General features: G+C 71.5%; 15 protein-coding genes and 1 pseudogene. 10 read left to right on the forward strand and 6 right to left on the reverse strand.

Annotation, left to right across the window (positions count from 1 at the left end; all coding sequences use genetic code 11):
- Positions 1–123: 123 nt before the first annotated feature.
- The 5 genes and pseudogenes from ACZ49J_RS21455 to ACZ49J_RS21475 all read left to right on the forward strand — a co-directional run bounded on the left by ACZ49J_RS21455 (position 124) and on the right by ACZ49J_RS21475 (position 9306).
- A pseudogene (locus ACZ49J_RS21455) lies at positions 124–1853 on the forward strand (serine/threonine-protein kinase).
- Between the two features lie 104 nt (positions 1854–1957).
- Complete coding sequence (locus ACZ49J_RS21460) at positions 1958–3760, forward strand: serine/threonine-protein kinase (protein WP_467450048.1); 1803 nt, start codon at positions 1958–1960, stop codon at positions 3758–3760.
- A 229-nt stretch (positions 3761–3989) separates the two neighbouring features.
- Complete coding sequence (locus tag ACZ49J_RS21465; RefSeq protein WP_467450050.1) at positions 3990–5498, forward strand: diacylglycerol/lipid kinase family protein; 1509 nt, start codon at positions 3990–3992, stop codon at positions 5496–5498.
- 311 nt (positions 5499–5809) lie between these two features.
- Positions 5810–7441 (forward strand): succinic semialdehyde dehydrogenase, encoded by a 1632-nt coding sequence (locus tag ACZ49J_RS21470; RefSeq protein WP_467450052.1) that lies wholly within the window; start codon positions 5810–5812, stop codon positions 7439–7441.
- A gap of 62 nt (positions 7442–7503) precedes the next feature.
- Entirely contained in the window at positions 7504–9306 is a 1803-nt protein-coding gene (locus ACZ49J_RS21475) for a GMC oxidoreductase (RefSeq protein ID WP_467450053.1), read from the forward strand.
- Between the two features lie 133 nt (positions 9307–9439).
- Here ACZ49J_RS21475 and ACZ49J_RS21480 read toward each other — a convergent pair whose 3' ends face one another.
- Positions 9440–10471 (reverse strand): LAETG motif-containing sortase-dependent surface protein, encoded by a 1032-nt coding sequence (locus tag ACZ49J_RS21480; RefSeq protein ID WP_467450054.1) that lies wholly within the window; start codon positions 10469–10471, stop codon positions 9440–9442.
- 364 nt (positions 10472–10835) lie between these two features.
- On the opposite strand from ACZ49J_RS21480, the gene ACZ49J_RS21485 reads away from it, so the two are divergent.
- The gene (locus ACZ49J_RS21485; protein ID WP_467450055.1) at positions 10836–11546 is read left to right on the forward strand and encodes a hypothetical protein; all 711 of its coding nucleotides are present in this window, start codon (positions 10836–10838) and stop codon (positions 11544–11546) included.
- A gap of 708 nt (positions 11547–12254) precedes the next feature.
- On the opposite strand, the gene ACZ49J_RS21490 is transcribed toward ACZ49J_RS21485, so the two are convergent.
- Complete coding sequence (locus ACZ49J_RS21490; RefSeq protein WP_467450057.1) at positions 12255–12569, reverse strand: chorismate mutase; 315 nt, start codon at positions 12567–12569, stop codon at positions 12255–12257.
- 935 nt (positions 12570–13504) lie between these two features.
- Here ACZ49J_RS21490 and guaA point away from each other — a divergent pair.
- Entirely contained in the window at positions 13505–15085 is a 1581-nt protein-coding gene (guaA, locus tag ACZ49J_RS21495) for a glutamine-hydrolyzing GMP synthase (protein WP_467450058.1), read from the forward strand.
- A gap of 44 nt (positions 15086–15129) precedes the next feature.
- Here the strand turns inward: guaA and ACZ49J_RS21500 are convergent, their stop codons facing one another.
- Positions 15130–15660 (reverse strand): pyridoxamine 5'-phosphate oxidase family protein, encoded by a 531-nt coding sequence (locus ACZ49J_RS21500; RefSeq protein WP_467450059.1) that lies wholly within the window; start codon positions 15658–15660, stop codon positions 15130–15132.
- A gap of 193 nt (positions 15661–15853) precedes the next feature.
- On the opposite strand from ACZ49J_RS21500, the gene ACZ49J_RS21505 reads away from it, so the two are divergent.
- Positions 15854–16648, forward strand: a complete 795-nt coding sequence (locus tag ACZ49J_RS21505; protein ID WP_467450061.1) for a class II aldolase/adducin family protein — start codon at positions 15854–15856, stop codon at positions 16646–16648.
- An 18-nt stretch (positions 16649–16666) separates the two neighbouring features.
- Here the strand turns inward: ACZ49J_RS21505 and ACZ49J_RS21510 are convergent, their stop codons facing one another.
- A complete protein-coding gene (locus ACZ49J_RS21510) occupies positions 16667–17578 on the reverse strand; it encodes a DUF4429 domain-containing protein (protein ID WP_467450063.1) in 912 nt (303 codons plus the stop codon).
- A 333-nt stretch (positions 17579–17911) separates the two neighbouring features.
- Here ACZ49J_RS21510 and ACZ49J_RS21515 point away from each other — a divergent pair, with 333 nt between their 5' ends.
- Positions 17912–19183: a hypothetical protein gene (locus ACZ49J_RS21515; RefSeq protein ID WP_467450064.1), complete on the forward strand. Its 1272-nt coding sequence runs from the start codon at positions 17912–17914 to the stop codon at positions 19181–19183.
- 491 nt (positions 19184–19674) lie between these two features.
- On the forward strand, positions 19675–20205 hold the full coding sequence (locus ACZ49J_RS21520) for a DoxX family protein (protein ID WP_467450065.1): 531 nt from the start codon (positions 19675–19677) through the stop codon (positions 20203–20205).
- A 314-nt stretch (positions 20206–20519) separates the two neighbouring features.
- On the opposite strand, the gene ACZ49J_RS21525 is transcribed toward ACZ49J_RS21520, so the two are convergent.
- Together ACZ49J_RS21525 and ACZ49J_RS21530 are read right to left on the reverse strand one after the other, a co-directional pair.
- Positions 20520–20783 (reverse strand): hypothetical protein, encoded by a 264-nt coding sequence (locus ACZ49J_RS21525; protein ID WP_467450066.1) that lies wholly within the window; start codon positions 20781–20783, stop codon positions 20520–20522.
- The gene (locus ACZ49J_RS21530) at positions 20770–22386 is read right to left on the reverse strand and encodes a PspC domain-containing protein (protein WP_467450068.1); all 1617 of its coding nucleotides are present in this window, start codon (positions 22384–22386) and stop codon (positions 20770–20772) included. Before ACZ49J_RS21530 ends, ACZ49J_RS21525 begins: the two co-directional genes overlap by 14 nt.
- Positions 22387–22432: the final 46 nt, after the last annotated feature.

The raw sequence follows: 22432 nt of genomic DNA on the forward strand, positions 1-22432 counted from the left end.
CGCGCGTCGCCCGTGGCCCGTCGCGCGTCGCCCGTCGTCCGTGCGCCGTGTGTACGTCGCTTGTCGGCCACCCCGGCGCGCGGTCCCGGAGGGGCTCCGTCCGCGTGCGGCATGATGGGGCGCATGGGGACCGAGGGGGCTGACTTCCGTGTCGTAGGGGACCGTTACCGCTTGGAGGAGAGGATCGGCCGGGGCGGCATGGGTGTCGTCTGGCGGGCCACCGACCAGCTCCTCGGCCGGCAGGTGGCGGTCAAGGAACTCCTCCTCGATGCCTCCGACGACGAGGAGGAGACCCGGCGCCAGCGCGAGCGCACCCTGCGCGAGGCCCGCGCGGTGGCACAGCTGAGCCATCCGCACATCGTCGTCGTCCACGATGTCGTCGAGCACGACGAACGCCCGTACCTCGTCATGGAGCTGATCGAGGGGGGCTCGCTCGCGGAGCGTGTCGCGGCCGGCGGTCCGGTGGACGCGCGTGAGGCCGCCCGGATCGGCATCGCCCTGCTCGGCGCGCTGCGACGCGCCCACGACGCCGGTGTCCTGCACCGTGACCTCAAGCCCGCGAACGTCCTGTTGGAGGCGGGCACCGACCGCGTCGTTCTCACCGACTTCGGCATCGCCCAGGTGGCGGGCGCGCCGACGCTCACCGAGACCGGGGCGTTCGTCGGCTCGCCCGAGTACACCGCGCCCGAGCGGATGTCCGGGGCCAGGACCGGGCCGGAGTCGGACCTGTGGTCGCTGGGCGCGTTGCTGTGCACCGTGCTGAGCGGTGAGTCGCCGTTCCGGCGCGACTCACTGGGCGGGATCCTGCACGCGGTCGTGACCGACGAGATACGCCCTCCGGCCCAGGCCGCGCCGCTCCTGCCCGTCGTCCGCGGCCTGCTGGAACGGGATCCGGACCGGCGGCTGGACGCGCTGGAGGCCGAGCGGCTGCTGCGGGCGTTCCGCGAGACGGGCCGTACGCCCCCGGTACCGGCGGGATACACGCCGACACGACGGGACACGCCCCGGGACGCCGCGCCCGGCGAGCCGCGGGACGCCTGGGACACCCGGGATGCTCGGGACGCCCGGGACGGCGGACCGCAGGACGAGCCCCTGCTCCTGCGGCAGCCCGGCAACGGGGAAGACGGCCGGGAAGCACAGCGCCCCCTGCGGCACCCGACCCGGGGTGCGCTGGTCGCGGCCGCGCTGGTCGCCGCGATGGCGGTCGCCGGAGTGTCGGCGGCGGCCCTGCTGATGCGGGAGGACGGCAACGGCGGCGACACGCCGTCGAGTTCGGCGCCGAGCACGCCCGGGAACCCGTCGGCGGGCACGGCGTCACCCACGCCCACGGACACGCCGTCGCCCACGCCCACGCCGACGCCCACGCCCACGCGCACGACCTCGCCGTCGCCGGAGACCACACCCACCGTGACGTCCTGATAGCATGAGGTGATCGTTCCGTGAGCCCTTGAAGGCACGAACCGGCTTGGCTGGGGAGACGGTTGTACGTGGTGTAGACCGGATCGATGTCGCCGGGGCTCTCCTGGCGTGGGGCCTTGTCACCGGTCCCGCACCGCATGGCGGTCCGGCCGTCACGTGGTGGATGCGACCCGTGACCGTCCTGTCGTAGGGGGCAGTCGGGAGCGCGACGAGGTGTGAAGGACTGAGCCCAGAAGCTCCGTCGCATCACGGCCGAGAAGGTGACTTGGGACGGGTTCAGTGCGACGGAGGGGCCGCGGCACACGTACGACCTGTGCTGGGAGCAGGACGGGCGGTTGTACGACGTGTGGGTGTCGGCGCCGGTGGGGAAGGTCAGCCAGGCGAAGGAGTACTTCGACGTGGCGGTGGACACCTTCGTGCGGACAGACGGGTGAATACGTCTGTGAAAGGGAGATAAGCGGCGGCCCGCGTCACGGGTGTGTGACTGGAAAGCGCCGAGGGTGGATGCCGAAGCGCTTGCCGCGATAGAGATGAACGCATGAGCAGCAACGGGGGAGCCCCTTACGGGCCCGGTCGCGGGTCCGGCCACGGGCCCGACGAGCCGACGAGTTTCGCCCTGCAACCGCCACGGCCGCCGCAGCCGGGTGTGCCGTACCCGGGGAACCCGTATGCGCGGCCGGCGCAGGCCGCACCCGCACCCGCACAGGCCCCGGCCCCCGCCCAGCCCCCGGCCCCTGCCCAGGCGTCGCCTCCAGCATCCGCACCGGCACCCGGGTCCGCCCCGCACGCGGCATCCCCGCACGCGGCATCCCCGCACGCGGCGCCCCAGCCCCAGCCGGACCCGGGCGCCGGACGTCTGATAGCCGGCCGTTACCGGCTGCTCGCCAAGCTCGGCCACGGCGGCATGGGTACCGTCTGGCGGGCCAAGGACGAGACGGTGGACCGGGAGGTCGCCGTCAAGGAGCCCCGCGTCCCGGATCATCTTCCCGACCGCGAAAGGGCGAACGCCTACGAACGCATGCGCCGCGAGGCCCGCGCCGCCGCCCGGCTCGACCACCCGGCGGTCGTCAACGTGCACGACGTGGCGGTCGTGGACGGCCGGCCGTGGATCGTGATGGAGCTGGTGCGGGGGCGTTCACTGGGCGCCGCTCTCGAGGAGGGCACCCTCGGCGCGAGCGACGCGGCGAAGATCGGCCTCGAGGTGCTGGGCGCCCTGGAGGCGGCCCACGCGGCGGGCATCCTGCACCGCGACGTCAAGCCCGACAACGTCCTCCTCGGGCGCCACGGCCGCGTGGTCCTCACCGACTTCGGCATCGCCCAGATCGAGGGCGAGACGAACCTGACGGACACGGGCAACTTCGTCGGCTCCCCCGAGTACATCGCACCGGAGCGGGTGCTGGGCCGCCGCCCGGGCCCGGCGTCGGACCTGTGGTCGCTGGGCGTCGTCCTCTACGCGGCCACCGAGGGAGTCTCTCCCTTCCGCCGCACCAACACGCCCGCGACCCTCCAGTCCGTCCTCAACTCCACGCCCGCCCCGCCCGCTTCGGTCAAGGGTCCGCTGGCCGAGGTCATCAACGGCCTGCTGAACAAGGACCCCGAGCGCCGCCCGTCCGCCGCGCAGGTCCGGGCCCTCCTGGAGGAGGCCGCCAGGCCCCCGGCTCCGGAACCCACCCAGGTCGTCCGGATCGCGGGCCCGGGCGGCAAGGGCGTCCGTGTCGGTCGCAAGGCCGTGTTCGGTCTGGGCGCCGGGATCGCCGCGACGGTGGTCGCCGCGGCGGTGACGGCCTACCTGGTGGTCGCCGACCCGTTCGCCGGGCCGCTGCCGGAGGGATGGAAGACCAGGGCGCACCCGAGGCTCGGTGTGACGCTCGCGGTGCCCGCGGGTTACCAGGTCACCAGGCCCGCCGCCGACGACCGGGACAAGAACTGGGTGACCTACTCCGACTGGAGCGGCGGCATCTGGATCGGCCTGAACGTGGCCCGGAAGTCCCAGGACTCCCTGAACCAGATCAAGAACTCCGCGCCGGCCCAGATGTACGCCGACGACGAGAAGTTCAAGAACGAGGGCAGCTACGACCTGTCCATGCCCGAGACCGCGACGACGACCACGGACGACAAGGTCACGTACCAGGGCAGGCAGGCCGCCGAGAACACGGTCACGTACACGACCACCGACAGCCAGGACCCGCGCCCCCGCGAGCTGAAGATCTTCTACTACCGGACCAGGGGCGGGGACATGTACAAGCTCACCATCAGCTACCCCGGCAAGGGCGACTTCACCGAACGCGGCCGCGAGGTGGCGAAGGCCGCGATCGCCAACCTGGACATCAACAGGCTGTGATTCGGCCATTCGTGCCCCTGACCGGGGAAACGGTGGACGACTTGCGGTGATCCGCTCGCCGACGTCTGTGGATCATCCGTGGGGAACAGAGGGGTGGGGCGGTCGCGGCGGCTACGCTCTGCGCCGTGGCCGCTCCGCGGCGGCGTCCGGCGGCGGACGCACACGGCCAGGAGCGCGAGGAGAACGGCGATCCCCATGAACCCCACCGACCGGCCAGAGGCGCGCCCCCATGTACGTTGACGAACGTGCCCACGCCACCCAGCGCTGGGCCGCGCGCATCGCGCTCGGGGCCGCGGGCCTGTCCGTACTGCTGCCCCTCGGGGTCGCCCGTGCCAGGAGCCTGCTGCTGGTCGGCGTCGGCCTGCTCGGTGTGGCCGTCACCGTCGCCGCGCTGTGGTGGGTGCTGACCCGCAGGGGCGCGGCCCGGATCGCCGCCGCGCTGCTCGCGGTCGCGGCGCCCGTCACGGTCGTCGTGTTCTTCGCCGCCGCCAACCTGCTGTGGGTCGTCGTGGTGTCCCTGTCGCTGTGGGGACTGGCCGTCTGGGCCGGGAAGTTCGCCCTCAGCAGCACCAGATCGCACCTGGTGCGGGTGCGCGAGTACCGGACACCCGCCCCGACCCGTCCGTTCCTCATCATGAACCCGCGGTCCGGAGGCGGGAAGGTCGAGCGGTTCGGGCTGAAGGAGAAGGCCGAGCGGTTGGGGGCGCACGTCCATCTGCTCGACCCCGCACGGCACGAGGACGTCGTCGCGCTCGCCCGGGACGCCGTCCGACGGGGAGCCGACCTGCTCGGGGTCGCCGGCGGGGACGGCACCCAGGCCCTCGTCGCAGCGGTCGCCGCGGAGCACGGCATTCCGTTCCTCGTCATCTCCGCCGGCACCCGCAACCACTTCGCCATGGACCTCGGTCTCGACCGGGACGACCCGTCCGCCTGCCTCGACGCGCTCACCGACGCGGGCGTCGAACTCCGCGTCGACCTCGGCTTCGCCGGAACGCACCCCTTCGTGAACAACGCCTCCTTCGGCGCGTACGCCGCCGTCGTGCAGAGCCCGGAGTACCGGGACGACAAGGTCCGTACGACGCTGGAGCTGCTGCCCGAGCTGCTCACCCACCAGCGGGGGCCGCGGCTCGTCGCTCGCGCCCAGAACACCGTCATAGAGGCGCCCCAGGCCGTGCTCGTGAGCAACAACCCCTACCGCAGCGACGACCTCGCGGGCCTCGGACGCCGGGAGCGGCTCGACTCCGGTGTGCTCGGCGTCCTCGGCATCAAGGTGGAGAGCGCCGCCGAGGCCGCGGCCCTGCTGCTGGGGCCGAGCGCTCCGGGGCTCACGGTCCTCACCGCCGCCGAGGTCATCGTCCAGGCCGACCGGGCCGAGATCGAGGTGGGCGTCGACGGCGAGGCACTGGTCCTGCCCACACCCGTGCGGTGCCGGATCGAGTCCGGGGCCCTGCGCGTGCGGGTCCCCGCCGCCCGCCCGGGCGTCCCGGAGAAGAAGCCGCCGATGGACTGGCGGCGGCTGCGCAAGCTCGCGGCCGCGGTCGGGCGCACGGCGCTGCCCAAGAACCGCCAGAGCTGGGGCGACCCGCAGACCTGGCGGAACCTGCGGCAGCGGCGGGAGTGGGAGGACTGGGGGAAGGACTGGAAGGGGCGGAAGGACTGGAAGGGGCGGAAGGAAGGGCAGGGGTGGAAGGAACGGAACCCGCGGGACCGCGGTGACGGACAGGACCGTCGCGACTGACCGCGCCGCGCAGGGTGGCAGCATCCGCTCTTTGCCGGGCAGCGGAGCGGCGCCCGCACGGCTGCCGGCGAAGCCGGGGGAATGCGAACAACTGCCCTATGGATCACTGACTGGGCTGCCCGAAGGCCCTCACCACGTGATCAAGTCGTCATCGTCCGTGGCCCGTACGGTCTCCACCACCAGCCCAACGCCCTGATCAGTACATTCGTTGCCACTGATCGCTGGCGCGGTCCCCGTCGTGTGTGCGCTCCCGGTGAAAGCCTGTTACCACCGGGTACCAAAAGGCTCCGCGCGGGCATACCCTGCGCGTCATGATGGACTCGCAGGCCCCGGAGAAGACCGGCATGGACGCAACCCCCGGCACCAACCCGCTCGCGCCCGCCCCCCAGGGCGCCCGCACCGCCGCCGACGTGGTCACGCCGGAGCTGGTCGCCCAGCTCACCAAGGGTGTGGCCGGCTCCGGCCGCACCGCCAACCACACGCCGTTCACCGGTGAGAAGCTGGCCGACCTGCCCGAGTCCACCCCCGAGGACGTGGTCGGCGCCTACGAGCAGGCACGCCGGGCGCAGGCCGTATGGGCCCAGAGGTCCGTGCGGGAGCGTGCCGCCGTCCTGCTCCGCTTCCACGACCTGGTGCTGGAGCGCCAGGCCGAGGTGCTGGACCTCATCCAGCTGGAGACCGGCAAGGCCCGCCTGCACGCGCACGAGGAGGTCCAGGCCGTCGCCGTGGCCGCCCGCCACTACGGGCGCAAGGCGGTGTCGTACCTGAAGCCCAAGCGGCACGCGGGCGCCATGCCCACCCTCACGCGCGTCACCGAACTGCGCCACCCGCGCGGCGTGGTCGGCCAGATCGCCCCGTGGAACTACCCGCTGGAACTGTCGGTCGGCGACGCGATCCCCGCCTTCGTCGCGGGCAACGCGGTCGTGATGAAGCCCGACACCGAGACCGCACTCACCGCGCTGTGGGCCCGTGACCTGCTCATCGAGGCCGGACTGCCCGCCGAGGTCTTCCAGGTCGTCCTCGGGGACGGCCCGGTCATCGGCCCCGAAGTCGTCAAGCACGCCGACTACGTCTCCTTCACCGGCTCGACCCGCACCGGCCGCGAGGTCGCCCAGGGTGCCGCCGCCCGGCTCGTCGGTGTCTCCCTCGAACTCGGCGGCAAGAACGCGATGCTGGTCCTTGAGGACGCCGACATCGAGAAGGCCGCGGCCGGCGCCGTCCGCGCCTGCTTCTCCTCGGCCGGCCAACTCTGCATCTCCATCGAGCGGTTGTACGTCCACGAGTCGATCGCCGACGCCTTCGTGGAGCGGTTCGCCGCCCGCACCAAGGCCATGCGGCTCGGCACGGCCCTCGCGTACGGCGCCGACATGGGCTCGCTGGTGGGGGAGCGGCAGCTGGAGACCGTCACGCGGCACGTGGAGGAGGCCGTCGCCAAGGGCGCGAAGGTCGTCGCCGGCGGCGTGGCCCGCCCGGACATCGGCCCGTACTTCTACGAGCCGACCATCCTGGAGGGCGTCGAGGCCCCCATGGCCGTGTGCGGCGAGGAGACCTTCGGCCCGGTCGTCTCCATCTATCGCTTCAAGGACGAGGACGAGGCCGTCGAGCTCGCCAACTCCACTGCGTACGGCCTCAACTCGTCCGTCTGGACCAAGGACGGCAGGCGCGGACGCGAGGTCGCCTCCCGGCTGCGCACCGGTACGGTCAACGTCAACGAGGGCTACGCCTCCGCGTACGGCAGCGTCCAGTCGCCCATGGGCGGCATGAAGGACTCCGGCCTCGGCCGCCGCCACGGCTCCGAGGGCATCCTCAAGTACACCGAGGCCCAGACGATCGCCCAGCAGCGCGTGCTGCCGATGGCACCGGCGCTCGGCATGGACGACGAGAAGTACGCGCAGTTCATGAGCCGGAGCCTGAGGGTGATGAAGGCGCTGAGGCTGCGCTAGGAGAACCGCGCGAGCAACCACAAACGGCCCGCAGCCAGGACCGTTCTCAACGAGGAGAACACGTGTCGTACGACTACGACGTCATCGTCGTCGGCTCCGGTTTCGGCGGCAGCGTCACCGCCCTTCGCCTCACGGAGAAGGGCTACCACGTAGGCGTCCTGGAAGCGGGCCGCCGCTTCACCCCCGAGTCGCTGCCCAGGAACTCCTGGGACCTGAAGAACTACCTCTGGGCGCCGAGACTCGGCATGTACGGCATACAGCGCATCCACCTGCTCGGCAACGTCATGGTGCTGGCGGGCGCCGGAGTCGGCGGCGGCTCCCTCAACTACGCCAACACCCTCTACGTACCGCCGAAGCCGTTCTTCGAGGACCCGCAGTGGAAGGACATCACCGACTGGCAGGAGGAGTTGCGGCCGTACTACGACCAGGCCCGGCGCATGCTCGGCGTACGGCTCAACCCGACGATGACCCCCTCGGACGTCCACCTCAAGGCCGCGGCCGAACGGATGGGCGTCGGTGACAGCTTCCATCTGGCGCCCGTGGGCGTGTTCTTCGGCGACGGAGAGGACGCGGACGGCCAGGCGAAGGCCGCGCCCGGCGAGGAGGTCGCCGACCCGTACTTCGGTGGCGCCGGACCCTCCCGCCGGGCCTGCGCCGAGTGCGGCGAGTGCATGACGGGCTGCCGCCACGGCGCGAAGAACACCCTCAACGAGAACTACCTGTACCTGGCCGAGAAGGCGGGCGCCGTCGTCCACCCCATGACGACGGTCGTGTCGGTCACCGACGACGCGCGGGGCGGGTACGCCGTCGCGACGCTCCCGACCGATGAGAAGAGGAAGGGCGAGGGGCGGGTCTTCACAGCACGCCGCGTCGTCCTCGCCGCCGGCACGTACGGCACCCAGACGCTCCTGCACCGTATGAAGGCGAGCGGCCGGCTGCCCCACCTCTCGCCGAGACTGGGCATGCTCACCCGCACCAACTCCGAGGCGCTGGTGGGCGCGCAGACCGACAACCGGCGCTACCGCAAGGCGCACGGCGCGCCCCGGGCCGACTTCACGCGAGGTGTGGCCATCACGTCCTCGATCCACCCCGACGCGAACACCCACATCGAGCCCGTCCGCTACGGCAGGGGCTCCAACGCGATGGGCGGCCTGTCCATCCTCCAGGTGCCGTACGCGGACGGCTCGTCCCGCGTCCTCGCCTGGCTCGCGAACGCCGCGCGCCACCCCTGGCTCGTGGTCCGCTCGCTGTCCAACCGGCGCTGGTCGGAGCGGACCATCATCGGCCTGGTGATGCAGTCGCTGGACAACTCCCTGACCACGTACCTGAAGGACAAGGGTGTGGGGAAGGGGCTGTTGACGGCCCGTCAGGGGCACGGCGCCCCCAACCCCAAGCAGATCAGGGCCGCCACGGAGGCTGCCTCCGCGCTCGCCGCCGAGATCAACGGGTTCGCCGGCAGCAACGTGGGCGAGCTGATGGGCACCCCGCTCACCGCGCACTTCCTGGGCGGCTGCCCGATCGGGGCGTCTCCCGAGGAGGGCGTGATCGACCCGTACCACCGGCTGTACGGTCACCCGGGCATCTCGGTCGTCGACGGCGCCGCGGTCTCGGCGAACCTCGGCGTGAACCCCTCGCTCACCATCACCGCCCAGGCCGAGCGCGCGATGTCGTACTGGCCCAACAACGGCGAGGCCGACCCGCGCCCGGCCCAGGGGGCCGCGTACGAGCGGCTGAAGCCGGTGGAGCCTCGGCACCCGGCGGTTCCGGCGCACGCGTTCGGCGCGCTGCGGCTGCCGCTCCTGGGAGTGCCGACGGTACCGCCGAAGAAACAGGACGTGGTGGAGCAACCCGGTGGGCGTGGATGAGCACACCGTGGACACGGCGGAGTAACCCGCGTCAGTGACCCGCGACAAAGAAGAGGAGGACCCGCGCTCCCCTCCGAGCGCGGGTCCTCCTTGTCTGTGCGAGGCGTGACGCCTTACGCGGCTCTGCGGCGGTCTATGCCGTGGTGTCCTCGCCCTTGCGGCGGCGGGCCAGGAAAACCGCGCCCGCGCCGGCGACGACGGCGACTCCGCCGACGAGGCCGATGACGGGCAGGGCGGAGCTCGACCCGGTCCGGGCGAGGCTGCCGGCGGGCAGCGCGGAGACCTCGCCCTGAGGCTTCTTCACGGAGTCCTTCTCGTCCTTCTCGTCCTTGTCGCCCTGCTCGGCCTCGCCCGGGTCCGTGTTGTCGGAGCCGGCCTTCAGCACCTCGAAGTCGTACAGTGCCCAGCCCTCCGCGATGCAGTCCTGGTCGTCGACCTTGTCGAGGTAGGCGCCGGAACCGAAGGACCAGGCGTCGCCCGCGGGCGCCTTCGCGTCGATGCTGACGCGCAGGTCGAACTTCGCGCTCGCCCTCGCCTTCAGTTCGTCGACGTGGGAGAAGTAGTCACCGGCCCACTCGTCGTCCCCGATCCGGGTCCACCTGCCGTCCTCGGGGTTCTTGAACTCCAGGTCGGCGTAGGGGCTGAGGAACTTGTCCTCGTCGGTCTCGCGGTTCTCGACCTCGGCGTAGAAGGCGACGCCGCTGATGTCCACGTCGGTGTCGTTGGTGACGACCAGCTGGAAGGAGTGGCGCCCGCTGCCTGCGACGATCTTGCCGGGCAGGCCCTTGACCTGGGCGGACACCTTGGCGTCGCCGTAGTCCTCGTCCAGCTCCTCGCAGAACGGGATCTCGGGGTCGGTGGGGTCCGCCTCGCTCGACGGGGAGGGGGTGGACGTCGGGGTCCGGGACTCGGCCGTGTCGCCGGCACCCTGGGCCACCGGCGCGGACGCGGAGGGGGTGACCACCGGCTCCGGCGTCGTGGCGGGCGCGGTGCTGTCCGGTGTCGTCTCCGGAGTGGACTCGGGGACCGCCCCGGGTGTGCTCGTGCTCGGAGTCCCGCTCGGCGTCGCCGTCCCGTCGGCGAACGCGGCCGGGGCCGACAGCAGGGCCACCGGCGCCAGGACAGCCGTCGCGGCCGCTGCGGCCAGAGCACGGCGAAGCTTCATTCGGGACCTCGTCCGAGTGGGGTCGGGGTGGCCACCACACCGCGGGGACGCGGGCATGGTCGTCGGTTCTGCACATGTGACCCGTGAGGCCAGTGAACGGTTGCGCCCCTTTTCACAGAATCCTTATGTGGGCTGGGTCACAAGTGGATGAGTGGAATTCGACTGCGTTAATCGGGTGTCGCTATGGCGCGTACATGATGTGATGTGCGCCGACTCGGACGCGACTGTCCGGGCGTTGTGGGGCGCATGTGAGCCGTGCGCGCATGCAGGCATGAGGGGGTGAGGCATGCGGGCATGTGCGCGTGCGGGGGGTGCGCCGGAGTTGAAGGCGGGGAATGTGAAGTCAAGGATGTCGCGGGCAGTCGTGGCTGCCTCGGTCGTGGCCGCGCTCGGTGTCACCGCGGCGTGTGGCGGGGGCGGCGACGAGGAGAGCGCCGAGGGTAAGCCGGCCGGGGCGACCGCCACCAAGTCGGGCGACCAGCCGAAGGGCGGCACGGGGGGAGGCAAGGGCTCGTTGACCGCGACCCAGTTGGAGAAGGCCGCGCTCGTGAGCGGTGACATCAAGGACTACACGGTCGGGAAGACGCCCGAGGCGGACATCCCGACCCAGACCGTGCCCGCCGACCCGGCTGCCTGCCAGCCGATCGCGGACATGTTCTTCTTCACCTCCACCCCGACGGCCGATGCCCGCGTCGCCCGCACCCTCACGGCCAGGAGCGACCTCAACGCGACCGTCGTCTCGCTCGCCCTGCTCGCCCACGAGCAGAGCGACGCGGAGAAGGCGATCGCCGGCCTGCGCACGGCGGCGAAGTCGTGCACCGCCTACGAGCACACCGACTACAAGTACAGCGACGTCAAGGCCCTGGCCGCCCCCGAGCTGGGCGACGAGGCGGTCTCGTACCGGCTGAAGGGCGCCATCGAGGGCACCAAGGTGCCGATGACCTTCACGATCGTCCGCAGCGGGTCGACGCTCGCGGCGTTCTACGCGATGAACGTCCTCGACGCGGACAAGGCGCAGGTGCCGCCGGACGTGATCGAGGCGCAGCTGACGAAGCTGGAGAAGGCGGCGGGCTGAGCCGTTTCCCTCGGTGTGCCGACTGGGTGCCGGACGACGAAGGGCCCCGCGGGACGCGTCCCGCGGGGCCCTTCGTCGTCCGGCACCGACGTCAGGGCAGCGCCGGTGCCTGGAGAGCGGCGCCGGGGGGTTGCGCCGCTCGTGTGGTTCTTGGCTTGTGTGGTTCTTGGCTTGTGTGGTTCTCGGCCCGCTGGCGGCCGGCCGCTGGTCGGCGCCCCGGCGCACCGGGGGCGCGCACGCGGTCTTGACCATTGGCGGTCGGGCTGGACAGTGCGGTTTGTCCGGTACGGGCTGTCCTTGCATCGTGCTGGATGGGGCACGGCCTCCGCAACCGTTTGGACCACCCTCGAACAGTTTCCGCCGGTCGGCTCCGGGCGTCCCCGGAGCCGACCGATCCTGGGTGACCGGGCTGCTGTCCCCTGCCGTCCGGTCACGACCCTGGAGCGAGGTCCCACGGCGCACGGTGCGATCCGTACGCCTCATCGCCCCAGCGGAGCCACGCGTGGTTCTCTCAGGCCCCGCGCCTGGCTGACACGGGCACCGGGACCAACGAGACGTGTGGTACGGCGGTCACGCGCCGTACGGGTGAGAGGGGTGCGGACGTGCGTGCGCCGGGCTTGCGTGCGGTGCGGACGTGCGTGCCCGGGCTTGCGTGCGGGTGGGGGCTTGCGTGCGGGTGGCGGCGGGCGGGGCTCCCCCCGGTCCCGGTCAGATGCGGCCACGGCACAGTTCCAGCAGGGTCATGGCGAGAGAGGTGCCGGGTTTGCCGAGGGCGTCGCTGTAGTGGGCGAGGATCTCCATCTCGCGGGAGAGGTTGACGCGGCGGCCCCCGGAGGCGATTCGGGCGTCCTGGACGACCGCCGAGACGGCCATCCGTTCCTGGACGAGTCCGATGATCCTGTCGTCCAGGGCGTCGATACGTTCACGCGCCCCCGTGATCACATCGGCGGCTTCCTCGGTGCGGGCGCCGGTCTTCTCCGTGGGGCTGGTCGTGGCCGTGCTTCCGGCCGTGGTGGCGGTCATCGCGGGGCTCCTTGTGTCGTGTCGACGTGTTCGTGAGGGATGCCCCCGAGCCGGCCGCAGGACCCGGAAAACGACCAGCGCCCCGGGCCTTGTCGGCCCGGGGCGCCTGGGAAGTCGCTTGTCAGTTGCTCAAGCAGCACGACCATGGCAGCCGGTGGGCCGGTTGCCATAGGTAAAGACGAACACCTGGTGCTTGAGCATGCGAACAGTATGGCCCTGGGCGGGGGCGGGGGCCAAGCGGGTTCGGATGGTGAGACACCGCGGGTGAGGCGGGACCGGCTTCCTTCGCCCCCGCCGCCCCTACCCGTCCCATCCCCAGGGGCTCCGCCCCTGAACCCCGGCCGAGGGGGCTGCGCCCGCCCCTGATCCCCGGCCGAAGGGGCTGCGTCCACCCCTGATCCCCGGCCGAAGGGGCTGCGCCCGCCCCTGAACCCCGGCCGAAGGGGCTGCGTCCACCCCTGAACCCCGGCCGAAGGGGCTGCGTCCACCCCTGAACCCCGGCCGAAGGGGCTGCGTCCACCCCTGAACCCCGGCCAATGGATGCCCCGATGGGCCCCGGCTGAGGGGTGCGGACCATGCCCCCTGGGTTCGTCGGGGGCGCCCCCCTGGGCTCCGGTCGAGGGGTGAGTCCTCTGGGTCCCTGGGTTCGTCGGGTGGCGCCCCTGGACCCCCGGATGGGTCGAGGGGCGCCCCCGGCCCGTCCTTTCGGGCTCCGCCCCGGACCCGCTGTCAAACGGCCGGAGGGGCCGAGAACTCAGCCCGTCCGGCGTTTGAGGACGAGGCCGCGAGGCCGATTCCAGGGGTCTGGGGGCGCAGCCCTCAGGGATGGGACGGGTAGGGGCGGCGGGGGCGAAAAACCGGCGCAGGCACCCCGGGGCGACACCCCCGGTAGACTCGGCAGGCACAGACCCCGCCCAACCGCCGGAAGGCACCCCGTGTCATCAGCGCCCCCCGCTGCCGCTTCCCCCGACACCGTCCTGGTCGTCGACTTCGGCGCGCAGTACGCCCAGCTCATCGCCCGCCGAGTCCGTGAGGCCCGGGTCTACAGCGAGATCGTGCCGAGCACCATGCCGGTCGCTGAGATGCTCGCCAAGAACCCGGCGGCGATCATCCTCTCCGGCGGCCCCTCGTCGGTCTACGCCGAGGGCGCCCCCCGACTGGACCGCGAGATCTTCGAATCCGGCGTCCCCGTCTTCGGCATGTGCTACGGCTTCCAGCTGATGGCCCAGACCCTCGGCGGCACGGTCGACAACACGGGCGCGCGCGAGTACGGCCGTACGGACCTGCACGTCTCCAAGTCCGGCTCCACCCTCTTCGAGGGCACCCCGGACGAGCAGTCGGTGTGGATGTCCCACGGCGACGCGTGCAGCGCGGCCCCCGAAGGCTTCACCGTCACCGCCGCCACGGACGTCGTCCCGGTCGCCGCCTTCGAGAACGACGAGAAGAAGCTGTACGGCGTCCAGTACCACCCGGAGGTCATGCACTCCACGCACGGCCAGCAGGTCCTGGAGCACTTCCTGTACCGGGGCGCGGGACTCACCCCGTCCTGGACCACCGGCAGCGTGATCGAGGAGCAGGTCGCGGTCATCCGCGAGCAGGTCGGCGCCAAGCGCGCCATCTGCGGCCTCTCCGGCGGCGTCGACTCGGCGGTCGCCGCCGCCCTCGTGCAGAAGGCCATCGGCTCGCAGCTGACCTGCGTGTACGTCGACCACGGACTGATGCGCAAGGGCGAGACCGAGCAGGTCGAGAAGGACTTCGTCGCGGCCACCGGCGTCCAGCTGAAGGTCGTCGACGCCGAGGAGCGCTTCCTCAAGGCACTCGCCGGGGTCACCGACCCGGAGGAGAAGCGGAAGATCATCGGCCGCGAGTTCATCCGGGTCTTCGAGCAGGCGCAGGCCGAGATCATCGCCGATGAGGGCCCGGAGGTGGCGTTCCTCGTCCAGGGCACCCTCTACCCGGACGTTGTCGAGTCCGGCGGCGGCACCGGCACCGCCAACATCAAGTCCCACCACAACGTGGGCGGCCTCCCCGAGGACCTGGAGTTCGAGCTCGTCGAGCCGCTCCGCAAGCTCTTCAAGGACGAGGTCCGCATGGTCGGCCAGGAGCTCGGCCTGCCCGAGGAGATCGTCCAGCGCCAGCCGTTCCCCGGCCCCGGCCTCGGCATCCGGATCGTCGGCGAGGTCACCAAGAACCGCCTCGACCTGCTCCGCGAGGCCGACGCCATCGCCCGCGAGGAGCTGACGGCCGCCGGCCTCGACCGCGACATCTGGCAGTGCCCGGTCGTCCTGCTCGCGGACGTGCGCAGCGTCGGCGTCCAGGGCGACGGCCGTACGTACGGTCACCCGATCGTCCTGCGGCCGGTGTCGAGCGAGGACGCGATGACGGCCGACTGGTCGCGCCTGCCCTACGACGTCCTCGCCCGCATCTCCACCCGGATCACCAACGAGGTGAAGGACGTCAACCGTGTCGTCCTCGACGTGACGAGCAAGCCGCCGGGGACGATCGAGTGGGAGTGACCCCGCCGGGGTTCCTGCGGGTTGTCGCGGGTTCCTGACGGGGCTCAGGTCCGCTTGAGCGTACGCACCGGTGCTCCGGGCTTCCATACCTGGACAACCAGGTATTTCTCGTCCTCGACGTAGGTCCGTACGACCTCCGTCAGCTCGGCTCGGAAGAGGTGGAGCGCCTCCGGCGCTTCCACCTCTTGCGTGTAGCGTGCCTTCGTCTCGGCGTCCTCGACTGCGATCGCCCGCCCGCTGATCCGTACGTCCCCGCCGCCCATGTCGGTACCCGAGCCCGGATTGGCCTGCAGCGAGAACCGCGGATCGCGCCGCAGGTCAAGCGCCTTGAGCGAGTCCGGCATCATGCCCAGCCACAGCTCACCGCCCACGAAACTGACTTCCAGCCCGGTCGTGCGCGGCGAACCGTCCTTGCGGAGCGTCGCGAGGACGTGGTGCGTGAAAGCGCCGAAGCGCTCCTCGACGGTCCGGGCGAAATCGGGTTCGGCGGTGGTGAAGGCGGACCAGCCCGGGCCGTCGTCGATGCCGGTGCGGCTCTCACGGCTTTCATGGCTCTCACGGTTCTCATGGCTCATACGGCCAGTCTGGCGCCCATACCCGACAACCTCTGTCGCGTATGCGACTCCCGTATCGTGTTCTGGCGCCGCGGGCGACGCGCTTTGGTGACGTCCGTAACGGTCGCGCACACTCTTCACCGGACGGCTCTGTCCTCTTACGGGGTCTGACGGTACCTTCCGCTCCGTAAAGGAACCCAGTGCTGGAGGACATATGCACGGGCCGACACCGCCCCTGCCCCTACCCACCGACCAGCTGCAGTTCGCCATGCCGCCGATGCACGACTCGCTGGACGACGAGCGCCGGCACCGCAAGGAACGGCTGGCCGGGGCGCTGCGGATCTTCGGGCGGCTCGGGTTCGAGGACGGGGTCTCCGGGCACATCACCGCGCGCGACCCCGAGTTCAGCGACTGCTTCTGGGTCAATCCGTTCGGCATGCCCTTCAAACACGTCACCGTGAGCGATCTGGTCATGGCCAACTCCGAGGGCCAGGTGGTCCACGGCCGCTACCACGTGAACCAGGCGGCGTTCACCGTGCACGCCCAGGTGCACGCCGCCCGCCCGGACGTCGTCGCGGTCGCCCACTGCCACTCGGTGCACGGCCGCGCGCTCTCGGCGCTCGCCGAACTGCTGGACCCGATCACCCAGGAGAGCTGCGCGTTCTACGAGGACCACGCGCTCTACGACACGTACACCGGCGTCGCCGTCGACGCGGAGGAGGGACGCCGTATCGCGTCCGCGCTCGGCAGCCGCAAGGCCCTGGTGCTGCGCAACCACGGATTGCTGACGGTCGGCGACTCCGTGGACGCGGCGGCCTGGTGGTTCCTGTCGATGGAGCGGTCGGCCCAGGTGCAGCTGACGGCGAAGGCGGCGGGCCGGCCGGTCCTCATCGGCCACCGGCAGGCCGTGGCCACGCGGGAACAACTCGGCGGCGACCTCGTCGCATGGATCAACTACCAGCCCCTGTGGCAGGACATCAGCAGGAGCGAGCCGGACCTGCTGAGCTGAGGCCCCTTCCGCCGCGCCCTAGAAGCCCCGCAACACGGCCGCCTTCGTCATTGCGAACTCCTCGTCGGTGAGCACCCCCTCCCGGTGCAGTTCCCCCAGCTCGCGCAGTCGGCGCAGCAGTACGTCGTGGTGGTCGGGCGGAGGCGCGGTCGCGGTCGCGGCGGCTGTGGGCAGCCGTGGGCGCTCCGCGTGGTCGACGTGGCCGAGGGGGTCGACCGCACGGGTCGCCGGGTGCGGCAGCCGGGCGGTGACCGCGGTCGCGACGAGGGCCGTGAGCAGGTCGCGACGGGCACTGCCCCACAGGTCGAGCGCGTACGGATCCTTCTCGGGAGGCAGCTTGGAGTACACCGTCTCCCGCGTCACGAACCGCATGAACCCGTCCTCGTACCCGGAGTTGGGCAACCACTCCACCTGCACCAACTCACCGACCGCGATGATGCGCGGCCCCGTCGCCCGCTTGACCCGGTCGGAGGTGTCGCTCCAGTCGATCCGCACCTGCGTCCCGTCGAACGACACCGTGCCGTCACTGGACCGCACGGACACCGGCACCGGCGGACCCGGCAGCAGATAGGCCTGGGCGGGCTCCTTCGGTATCTGCTCCAGGAGCAGGGCCTGGCGTATCTCCTCCGCCACGTACTCGGCGACGCCCGATCGGTCGATGTCGACCGTCAGCCGGTAGGGATCGGCCGCGTCGGGAAGCCGGCCGCCGGTCGCCTGGAGCAGCGGATCACTGCCCTCGCGGAGTCTGAGCCGCAACCGGCCCCGCTTCCGCTCGGGTTCGTAGGTGATGCCCGACACCGCTTCGAGCGGCACCGATATCTCCCCGTACGTCTGCCGGAACAGCGGCACGGAGCGGTGCAGTCCCGGCGTGATCCGGACCGTGCTGCCGTCGAAGGCCCAGGTCCCGTCACGCTGGATGATCTCGGCCATGGGGAGATTCTCGCAGCGGGGGGCCTCGCGGGGAGAGCGGTGGAGCGTAATCGGATGGGTAGGCGCAAGCCTGATCGGACGAAGGGCCCGTTCCGGAGCGATGGTTGTGCGTGGACGCCCGCGCAGTTCCCCGCGCCCCTTTCGGAGCGGAGCCGTGCGCCTGGGCGCCCTGGTCAACGCGCATCTCCCGCCTTCACCCCGCCCTGACCAGACCTGCCGGACGAGGGCCCTGTTCCGTACGGCACAATGCGCTGTCATCGCAGGGTGGCTGTACGGCTGTCGGATGGCGCAGGCGTACGGAGGAGAAGTGGCGCGGGGAAGGCGGGGTCGGGCGTGGCGGTGCAGGAGGCGAGACAGGGCGCGGGCGCCCACGAGGGCGGCTGCGCGTGCGGGGACTGCCCGCGCGGCGCCCGTGAGGGACACCGGCGCGCGGTCGCCGCGTTCCTGCTCAAGCGCGAGGAGTTCGCGTCCGGCCAGGGGCTGCCCGCGGCGGTCGCGCACTCCGCGTCGGCGTCCCGCCAGTGGGTCTCCGACGAACTCACCCAGTCCGCCGCCCTCGTCGCCGAACGCGCGCGGGCGGAGGGCGAGGCATGGCTGGGCGGCCTGTGGCTGCGCACGGCGTACGTCGTGTGGGGCGCCTTCCTGTCCCTGCTCCTGACCCAGGCCCTTACCGCTGTCGGCGCGGGCTGGACAGCGGCACGCACGGCCGGTCTGCTCGCCGCGCTGGTGGTGGGCCTGGCCGTGACGGGCGCCGGCTACCTGCACCGCTCGCGGGGTGGTGCTCTGGCCCCCGTGATCGGTGAGGACAACCGACTGTCCACCTCCCGCGCGGTGGCCGCGAGCTGGGTGCTCCTCGCCGTGTACGCCGTCCTGGTCCTCGTCGGACAACTCGCCGCCGCCTCGGACCACGGCCGACGGGACGCGCTGATCACCGGGCTCGACCTCTCCCGGGGCGCGGGCCTGGTGACCGTCCTCGCCGTCCTGTGCGGGATCGCCGTGCTGGTCCGGCGCGTGGTCGGCCTGCGCGTCCTCGGCCAACGCCTGCAGAAGGTCCGCGCCGACCGCCCTCGTGCCTCCGACCTTCTGACCGACGACTCCGGCCGAGGAAGCTTCACGGACATCCAGTTCGTCGTCGTGAACACCGTCGCCCTCGCCTTCGCCGTCGTACGCCTGGCCCGCCGCCCCGACCAACTTCCCGACCTCCCCTGGGGACTGGCCCTGCTGGTGCTGGTCTCGGCGGCCACGTACGTGGCCGGCAAGTACGCGGAGGGCGGCCGCCCCGTGATCCTCTCCGTGGTCCGCGCCCGTGAGGCCGGCGACCTCGACGCGCCCATCCGCACCGGCGACGACATCGAGATCCGCGGCGCCGGCTTCGTCCCGCCGGGTGCCCAGGGTGCCGACCGCCTTTCCCGGATGGCCGTCCGTATCGGCGCCGTCCACGTCCACGTCCCGCTCGTCCCCGTCGCCGGCGGCTTCAGCAACCCCACGGACGCTGTCCTCACGGTGCCGGTCCCCGCCGACGTGGAGCCCGGCCGAGTGGAGGTCCAGGTGGTGACCGCCGCCGGGGTGGAGACGAACCGGTGTGTGATCGAGGTGACCGACTGAGTCCGGCTGATTGCCCACGTCTGGCCGACTCCTTGGCCGCGTCCGGCCGATGCTCGCCGGGTTCGGCCGTCTGGCCGTCTGGCTGTCGGGCTGTCGGGCCGTCTGACCGTGGCTGGTTGACTGGCGGATCCGGACTGGCTGGGGACTGGCAGGGCTGGCAATTGGCCGGGCTGGCGAATTGCCTTGCTGGGCGACTGGCCGGGTGATCGGCTGACCGGTCGACTGAGCGTTCCCTGATGTGCAACGGTCTCCCGTGCCGTCGGGTGCCAGTGCCGCCTGCCGACCGCGGCAAGTGCCGCCGGAAGCACCAGGATCGGCCGGGCCAGAGGTCGATGGAGCTGAGCGGCAACCTACTGAGAAAACCTGTGAAACACCCCCGAAAAGCCACGCTCACCAAAAAATGATGCTCCGCTCATTGAGCGGCCCTCCTCTTTCGTACGTATGGTCTGTTGAGGGGTCAACGGCACGGCGGCGAGAGGCGGCGGACAGTCATGACTCACAGTATTCGTTCGGACACGCAGACCCCCTACTTCGACAGCGGCCGAGACTGGCGGGACACCGCCACCCGATACGCCCTGCTCCCTCTGAGAGTTTTCCTCAGCGTCACTTTCATCTACGCCGGCCTGGACAAACTCACCGACAGCGCCTTTCTGTCCGACGCGGGCTCCGGCTCGATCGGCGACATGATGCGCGCTGTCCGCGACTCCTCGGCCATCCCGGCCCTCGTCGACTTCGCCCTCAAGAACCCCGTCGGCTTCGGCTACGCCATCGCTCTCGGTGAGCTCGCCGTAGGTCTCGGCACTCTCTTCGGACTCCTCGCCCGCCTCGCGGCCTTCGGCGGTGCTCTGATCTCCCTCAGTCTCTGGCTGACGGTCAGCTGGGCATCCGACCCCTACTACTACGGCAACGACCTCGCTTATCTCATGGCCTGGCTCCCCCTCGTTCTCGCCGGAGCTTCCGTCCTCTCCATCGATGCCGCCATCCGCAACCGCCGACGGCAACGAACAGGCGGCTATCGCTGATCGGCCGCGCAGCCGGGTCGCCGCCCGTCTGTATCGCTGCGATGTGCACTGCTGCCCATGCGCATGCCCGAGGTGCGCACGGCCGTAGTGGTCACGGCTGTAGGTCACGGCTGTGGTGGCCACGGCTGTAGTGGTCGGGGCCGCGGTACCACCGTCTGCCGCACGTCTGCGACCTGCTGCCTCGCTCGGTCTGTCGGAGTGGAGGTCCACGCTCATCTCGTCCCCGGCCGTGCCGCACGGGAGCCACCCGGCACAGGGTCGACCGGGCACAGCGGTGCCCAGGCACCGGACGACCGGGCGCCGCCCACGGGCGGCTACGTGAACCTGCCCGGCCCCCCGGCGCCCGAGGCCTGCCTGTTCTCGGGGGCCTGCCCCGCGCGCGGGGACGATCGGCGGCGTATGGCGTGCGTCAGGAACGCCGTCACGCCTGCCAGACAGAGGCCACCGGTGACGAGGGGTACGGCCACGAACCAGGGGGTCTCCCAGGCCCCGCCCGCGTCTCCGGCGTAGACGAGGGCGGTGAGGGTGAGGAAGAAGCCCGCGACGAGCTTCCCGGGCTCAACGTCATGCCGCAGCACGAGTCACCTCCGCCTGGCCCACGCCGACCTCGAGGCTGACATCGATCGTGCCGCCGGACTTCCCGCCGTCGGTGGAGCCCTTCACGGCGGAAAGGGTCAGTTGCTTCTCCTTGTCCGGTGCCACGTCCACGTCCTCCTTCTTGTCGCCCGGCAACTGGATGTCTCCCACGCCCACTTCGATCGTCAGACGCACCGTGACGTCCGGGGGGAGTACCACTTTCAGCTTGCCCACGCCCACCTCCGCGCCGGTCGTCACCGTCCTCCCCTCCGGCACATCCACACGCGTCAGGTCCAACGTGCCCACACCCGTGCCCAGCTCGTACGCCGGCTGTATGTCGGCTACGGTGGCCGGCGCCCAGGTCGTGCGTATCCATTGGGTGTTGACGTTCGCCGGGAGCGCTGCCGAGCACACCAGCAGACCCGCCGTCACCACCGCGAGGAAAATCGACCCCGCGCCCGTACGCCCCAGGAACGCGCTGATCCCGATGCCCAGTCCGAACACGGCGAGGGCGCAGGCCAGGCCGGTCTGCAGACTCGTCCCGAGCGCGTGGTCGTCCCACGCCAGCTTTGTGCCGAGACCGCCGGCCAGCAGCGCGAGGAGGAATACCCAGCCGCCTATCCAGCGCGGCCCGCGTGGGTTGGGCCTCTGGGCGGTACGTATGTCCGGGCGGGACGGTGTTCCCCGAGCGATGTTGATGGCCGCCGCGACATCGCGGCCATGGGCCTCCCACGGCCCCCACAGATAGCCCGTCCCGCCCACGTGTGTGCCGTCCTTGACGATCGGGTCGCGCCACCAGGACGGGTAGGAGGCCGGGACAGGGGGCGCCTGCGCCTCCGGGGGCGCGTCGGCGACGGCCTGTGCCGCGAGCGGGTCGGGATCGGGGGCGCCTCGCTTCCGCGACCAGTATCCGGCGCCCGCGAGGAGCAGGGCGAGGACGACCGCGAAGGTCAGCACCCCGCCGTTGCCCAGCATGGTGAGGAAGACGCCGCAGCCGACCAGGGCGAAGAGCACGGCCGCCAGGGCCTGGCCGTCGACACGGCCGGTCAGCAGTTTGCGTAGCTCGTTCTCCTCCTCGTCGTCGTACGGAACGAACAGCCACACGAAGCCGTAGAAGATGAGACCTGTGCCGCCGGCCACCGACAGCACCGTGAGCACGATCCGGAAGATCACCGGATCCATGTCGCACTGCCGCCCCAGTCCTGCGCAGACCCCGCCGATCATCCTGTGCCGCCGGTCACGCTGGAACCTGGTGGGGGGCGGGGTGGGGGCGTCGGCGGCCACCTGAGCCGTGGGCCCGGAGTGTGGGGTCCTTCCGGAGGCCCAACCCGTGGCCCCGGTCGGTGCGTCGCCCGCTGTCCTGTCCGCGGGCTCGTGCTGCCCGGTTGGGTTTACCTGGTCCGCGGGTGTGCCCGCGCCCGCACGCACACCCGCACTCGCATGCGTGTGCGCGCCCAGCTGCGCGCGCGGCTCCTTGCCCTGGCCCGGTCCGGGCGTGGTGCCGCCCTCGTCCGGGGCGGGCATGGCGTCCTGCGGCTCGGTGGCCGGCCGCCGGGCGCCCGAGCCGGGGCCCGGCTCCGGTGCCGCGTGCTGCTGATCTGTCATGTGTCCATCGTGACCGCCGTGACCGCGTGGCGGCAGTCGGGATGAC

This window comes from Streptomyces sp. NPDC030840, from assembly GCF_055572015.1.

Bases quoted from the DNA above. Each gene is read 5' to 3' on its own strand.
- ACZ49J_RS21465 (WP_467450050.1), top strand. From the start codon at position 3,990: ATGTACGTTGACGAACGTGCCCACGCCACCCAGCGCTGGGCCGCGCGC.
- ACZ49J_RS21490 (WP_467450057.1), bottom strand. From the start codon at position 12,569: ATGACCGCCACCACGGCCGGAAGCACGGCCACGACCAGCCCCACGGAG.
- ACZ49J_RS21470 (WP_467450052.1), top strand. From the start codon at position 5,810: ATGATGGACTCGCAGGCCCCGGAGAAGACCGGCATGGACGCAACCCCC.
- ACZ49J_RS21460 (WP_467450048.1), top strand. From the start codon at position 1,958: ATGAGCAGCAACGGGGGAGCCCCTTACGGGCCCGGTCGCGGGTCCGGC.
- ACZ49J_RS21500 (WP_467450059.1), bottom strand. From the start codon at position 15,660: ATGAGCCATGAGAACCGTGAGAGCCATGAAAGCCGTGAGAGCCGCACC.
- ACZ49J_RS21510 (WP_467450063.1), bottom strand. From the start codon at position 17,578: ATGGCCGAGATCATCCAGCGTGACGGGACCTGGGCCTTCGACGGCAGC.
- ACZ49J_RS21520 (WP_467450065.1), top strand. From the start codon at position 19,675: ATGACTCACAGTATTCGTTCGGACACGCAGACCCCCTACTTCGACAGC.
- ACZ49J_RS21530 (WP_467450068.1), bottom strand. From the start codon at position 22,386: ATGACAGATCAGCAGCACGCGGCACCGGAGCCGGGCCCCGGCTCGGGC.
- ACZ49J_RS21480 (WP_467450054.1), bottom strand. From the start codon at position 10,471: ATGAAGCTTCGCCGTGCTCTGGCCGCAGCGGCCGCGACGGCTGTCCTG.
- ACZ49J_RS21505 (WP_467450061.1), top strand. From the start codon at position 15,854: ATGCACGGGCCGACACCGCCCCTGCCCCTACCCACCGACCAGCTGCAG.